Source organism: Cellvibrio mixtus subsp. mixtus J3-8, assembly GCF_000766945.1.
Taxonomy (GTDB): Bacteria; Pseudomonadota; Gammaproteobacteria; order Pseudomonadales; family Cellvibrionaceae; genus Cellvibrio; species Cellvibrio mixtus_A.
Genome location: NZ_KN266216.1, coordinates 67,038 through 73,295, shown reverse-complemented (window position 1 = coordinate 73,295; position 6,258 = coordinate 67,038). Strand labels below are relative to the sequence as shown.

Genomic DNA, 6,258 nt, shown 5'->3' with positions numbered 1-6,258 from the left:
CGTGTGAAATTGGCAAGCAGAAATTCTTCGCCAGTGCCTGATTGGATTTCACTTGTAACTGCGAGCAATTTGGGTGATATCCCTGTGGGCGAGAATCGCCAGGTTCAAATGGCGATTGCACCAGAAGTTGGTGTTTTGGAAGGGCGTTACGAATTCGATCTCATTGTTGAGGGCGATAACCTTGCAAGTAATAGAAGCATTCCGGTATTTGTAAACGTCACCCAATCCGGAATCGGTAAGGTATCTTTCAAAATTACTGATATTTACACCTCCACCAAAGATAATAATCATCAAATTATTTATGGGGTAAACAAAGCGCGTATTCAATTACAAAATGAAAATGTGCTATCGATAAACCGGACGGAAACTACTGATGCAGAAGGCGATGTGCTCATTAAGGATCTTCCTGCCGGGCGCTACACCTATCGTGTCAGTGCCAACGATCACACCAGTGTCAGTGGTCGCATTTGGATCAAACCGGATGTTACCAGTAAGGAAACCGTATTCCTGATGAATACTCTGGTGAGTGTGGAATGGGCTGTGCGCGAAATTACGGTTGAAGATCGTTATGAAATAAAACTGGAAGCCATTTTCAAAACCAATGTTCCCGCTCCGGTTGTTGTTATGAAACCAATGGCGGTGAATTTGCCGGTAATGAAAAAAGGCGACGTGTTCCAGGGTGAATTTACGCTGACGAACCACGGATTAATTCGCGCATACAACCTGAAAGAAGGGTTGCCAATTACCAACGATTTGGTGCGCTTTGAATTCCTCAAAGAAATTCCCTATGCGTTGGAGCCGAGCCAGGTATTTACCATGCCCTATCGCATCCAAGCACTGCGTGACTTTAATCCTGCATCAGAAGCGGCTGCAACAGGCGGTGGTTGCGGCAGTTACAGTGCATCCTACAACGTCACTTACCAGGGTAAGTGCGTTAATGAAACAGTGATAACCAGCCAGGCCTCAGCTCACTTTAATTCCAATTGGGGGAATTGTGGAGGCAGTGGTGGCAGCAGCGGTGGTGGAGGTGGTGGCGCATCTGGAGGCTATTTCGGCGGCACTGGTAGTGTAAGTTATATCAATGGTGGCACTGCTATTTCTTCCGAGCCAATGTGGTGTATCGCCGATACCGAATGCGATGACTGCAATAAAGGCAATGGTTCCGGCAAGTAATTATTGGTTGGAGACACTGCCAAATCAGTGTTACTCCATGGAATGACTAATTAGATAAACAAAGAGTGTTATCGTGAAATTGATAAAATTATTTTCCAGTTTATTGGTGCTCGGTTTGGTGCTGCTTTCATCGCCGCTTTACGCTGCGCGTGGCATTACCAGTGATAATGCCGGCCCTCACTTTTCCGGCTTACATAATCAGGAAACCATAGAAGATATTCGCTTTAAAGTGCTTGGCGGTGATGTTCGTATGAACCGTGTGTGGCGAGGCAAGCATTGGGAATGGAATGAGCGCTGGGGGCAACTGGAGACAATGTTGCACACCACCACAGATGCCACCGGTGAGACCACCACTGGCGTGATTGCGGTTTATCGCGCGGGCCAGCTTTATCGTAAAACATCACAGACTGCTGAAAAAATTGTTTACGAAAACCAGCTAAACCAATTTATTACCAAAACAGCCACTGAATATGTCTGGACTGACCGCAACGGCAATGGCATTACCTATGATTTAAATGGTCGCGTCATCAATTACTTTGATAAAAATAAGATTTACGTTCACCTGGAGCGCAATGCAAATGGTGATATCCAATACATTAAAGATCATCACAACACGGTTGCGCTAACTTACAGCTATGAAAGCTATACCAACCCGGATGATGCCAGCCAACAATTACAGCGGATAAAATCATTTACTGATTACAAAGGTCGCACGGTTGTTTATGGCTGGAACACTAAAAACCAATTGGAAACTGTGACCGATGTGCGTGGGCAAGTCTGGACCTATGTTTACAACGATAAAGGTCTGCTCACCCAACTGAAAGATCCTGATGGTCGTATCACCCGTTACGAGATTGAGCAAAACGGTAAATTTATTTCACGTTTTAATGCCGATGGTGTAGGCGAGCGTTACCAATATAATTTTGATAAAGAAAAACAAATTTATTACATGTCCAAAACTAATGGCGCAGGCCAGGTAGAAGAAACCTGGAACAACGCCATGGGCCAACCAGTGCGCTCAAGTGCTAACGGTGAAGATAAAAGTAAGGTGGAATATATATTGTCGGATGGTTCCACAGGAGTGGAAAACATCATGAAAAATTATTCCTACCGGGTGGAGTATTGGTACAAGGGCAGTGAATTCCAATACAAAAAACGTTATTGCAGCATGAATGAAGATCCGGATAATTCGGAAAACCCCTGCATGCTCAATGACCCCGGTTTGATTAATAAACCTGTGTATGTGAAGTATAAAAAAGTTACCGACACCAATGGCAATGTCACCCTGTATGAATACGACCAATGGAAAAATGAAGTTGGTGTGACCTATCAGGATGGTGCGCGCACCACCCGTAAAATGCATCCGCAATGGTCATTCCCGAGCAGTGAAAACAATGAGAAAGGCGTAGTCACCACTTACGATTATGATCCCAATGGTAATGTTCTGGTATTGGTGGAAGCCAAAGGTACTCCGCTGGAACGTACAACCCGCTACACCTATGATGAATACGGCCAGTTAAAAACCAAAACTACGGGTGAATCTGCGGCGAATGATACTGCATTGGCTACAACGCAATATGACTACGATTCCTATGGCAATCTTATCCAGGTAACTGATCCGGAAGGCAACGTCACAAAGTATGAAGATTATGATGCGTTGGGGAATGCACAAACTACGATTGATGCTCGTGCAAATTTATTACCGGTTAATGAGCAATACAAATGGAAAAGTACTTACGATGCTGCCGGAAATGCATTAACCCGTCGCGATCCTTACAACAAAGGCGAAACCTATACTTATACAAAAACGGGCGATTTGGAAACCATTACTACTGCCAGCGGAAGTAAAGTAGTTTTAACTTCAAATGCAAGCGGTCAACCCCTAACAATGACCGATGACAATAATAAAGTCACCAAGCTGGATTATGATAAAACGGGTCAAATAAGTTTTACTACAGATGCAAATGGCAACAAAACCCAAACTGTATACGATGCTGAAGGCCGTGTTTTCCGCACGATTGATGGTGAAGGTAACATTACACAATCAAATTATATTGATGGCGATCTGCGTAGTGTCAAATATCCTACTTACAATGAATTGCTGGAGTACGACAATCGCAATCGTATTAAACAAACTACACAACAAGCCAACAGCCATAACTATATTCAAAAGCATGGATATGACCCACTCGGCAACATGGCAGACAATACCGACGCAGAAAACAATAAAACGATCTATGACTATGATGTATTAAACCGTGTTAAAAAAATTACCGATGCTGAAGAAGGGGTAACGGAGTTTTCCTACGATGCGCGCGATAATCTATTACAGGTTAAAGACCCCGAAGGGCGTTTAACCATTTACACCTATGATAAAAATGATCGCTTACGCACAGAAACGAAAGACGGTGACCAAGGCACAACCCGTCAGCGTCGCTATGATTATGATGAAAATGGCAATTTAATTAGCACTATTAATCCTGAACAGGAAAAAACGACTTACGAGTTTGATCATGCCAATCGTTTGGTAAAAAATCGTATCTATGCAAATAAAGACCACACCCATCCAATCAAAGAGGTTATTTTCAATTTTAATGAAAAAAATCAATTTAGCGGTTGGAATCAGCAAGCTTCTAGTACCTTGCCTGAAGGCATAACACCGACAGCAGATGTTATCTCTCTCAGCGAAACACACACCTACAACAATCTGGATCAGCTTGAATCCGTTACAGTGAATTTTGGCAGTTTCACCAAAACCTATAGTTACACCTATTATCCTAATGGCCTTAAGAAAACCTACACCAATCCGGAAAACATCACTTACACCTACTATTACAATAAAAACAATCAGCTAATGGCGGTACATATTCCTGGTGAAGGCCAAATTAGCTGGGCTAATTTTGACTGGATGGTTCCGCAAACTTTACTGTTACCTGGTGGCCAAAAAGTCTCGCTTAAATACGATGATTTCCAACAAATAAAAGAACGTGCACTGAAGAAATCTGACGATACAGAGTTGGCCAAAGCTGTGTATGAGTACGATTTTGCGCAAAACATAAAGAAAATTGAAAATAACGAAGGTATTTTCAATTATGACTATGACAATCTTTATCGTTTAACTTTGGCCGATTCGCCCGATGGTTATGCCGCAAATGATGAAGCCTTTGATTATGATGGTGTTGGTAATCGTATATCCCGTACAGAAAATGGTGCAACGGAAAATCAAAGCTACAACCAAAAAAATCAATTGAAAACTATTGATTCGAGTGATAACACGCAGGATGTAACTTACACCTATAACGCTAATGGCCATACGAAAACGCAAACTAAAAATGATGTAGAAACTGAGTATGTTTATAACCATGAAGAGAGATTGATTGCGGTAAAACGCAATGGAACCGTTGTTGGGGAATATGCATACAATCCAAATGGACAGCGCGTCAAGAAAACCGCCAGCGGTAATACTACCTGGTATCTCTATAACGAAAATGGTTTGGTCGCAGAATATTCTGATTCGGGTTTGCTAATTAAGGAATATCATTTTCACCCACAAAAAACGTGGATGACTGATCCGCTATTTCAGCGTACGGCAATTGGTGAGTTGTACTACTATCACAATGATCATCTAGGTACACCGCAAAAGATGGTAGATGGTTCAGGTAATATTGTTTGGGCTGCGCAATATTCGGTGTTTGGTAAGGCGTATATTACCGTTAATAGTGTGGAAAATAATTTGCGGTTTCCAGGGCAATATTTTGATGTTGAAAGTGAGTTACATCATAATTATATGCGCGATTATGATGCAGAAACTGGTCGTTATTTGCAGGAAGACCCTTTAAGGATGAGTAGTAATATTAATTATTATTTCTATGCGGGACAAAACCCGTTAATAAATATTGATCCAACAGGAGAGTTATTTTTTGCAATTCCGGTAGTTTTTTCTCTTGTAGGTGCTTTACAAGGGGCTCTGAGAGACATATGGGATCAAAGAAATTCACCTTGTTTGGATGTTGCCGATGTATTAACTGCAGCCTTATTTGGTGCTCTAGAATTTAACGCAGCGGGGCGAGTTCTTAAATACGTTGGTAAGGCGGCGAAACATTATGCAAATGCGAGGAATGGTTACAAGTCTTACAAACATAAATATAGAAGTGGAAGATCTGAATACAGATCTTCTAATCGTGCTGGAAATAAATATGCTGCAAATGCAGGATTGGTAGGTGGGTCTGAGTTTGCATTAGATTATGTAGAGGATTTGGTAAAAGACCAAGCCAACTACTGTGTCTGTAGCAGGTGATTGAAAATGGAAAAATTTTTAATATTCATAGCTATGATGTTATGTTTTCTAGTAAGCATTTACTTAATAAAACCAAGTAAAATTTATAAATTTCCCTATGTTTTCATAACACTCTTGTTTGCACTCTTATTCTCTATATCTATTAAATTTAATTTCCATGAAATAATACTAGCTATTTTTAGCTTTATTTTAATAGTGCTTAATTTTATTAAGAGAAATTATTTGGGATTACAATCAGTTTATATTTTCATTAATTCCTTAATAATTATTTATTGCGTTTCTAATTTTTATTCACCTATATTTTTCAAAATTTTATTTGTTTTAGTGTTCTTCTCATTTTTAAGCTTTTTAATAATAAACAAACAGCGGTTAGTTAAGCAGATACTATTTTTAGTATCTGCAATTATATTCTCATGGTGCTCTTTATTTATAAGAGATTTTATTCTGTTTTTACTATTGTTAGTCGTTTGGGCTGTTTTTGTGGTGTTTGCATTGTTAGGTGTTAAGGAAGCAAAAAAATTATTTAATTATTATTTTAAATAATAAATTTAATTTTTACGCACTATATCATCCCGTCCAAACTAAGATTGGTAACACAAACTCGTAACTTGGATTAAACATTATTGTAGGTTGGAAGAGCGCAGCGACTTCCGACATGATCGAACGGTAATCTGGTCCCTGCATTTCGCATGAGCATCAACATGACTGTGCAATGATGTATGTGAATTTGATTGTGGTGAATTTTTCGGAAGTCGCTGCGCTTTTTCAACCTACAGGAAACGTTAAAT

At 40.3% G+C, this 6,258-nt stretch carries 2 protein-coding genes; both read left to right on the top strand.

The genetic code is table 11. The features are described 5' to 3' along the window. Window positions 1-1,173: carboxypeptidase-like regulatory domain-containing protein (locus tag A596_RS23215; protein ID WP_039918597.1), on the top strand; the 1,173-nt coding region annotated here is incomplete at its 5' end. A gap of 73 nt (window positions 1,174-1,246) precedes the next feature. Then, on the top strand, window positions 1,247-5,470 hold the full coding sequence (locus A596_RS20905; protein WP_039918596.1) for an RHS repeat-associated core domain-containing protein: 4,224 nt from the start codon (window positions 1,247-1,249) through the stop codon (window positions 5,468-5,470). Window positions 5,471-6,258 lie beyond the last annotated feature (788 nt).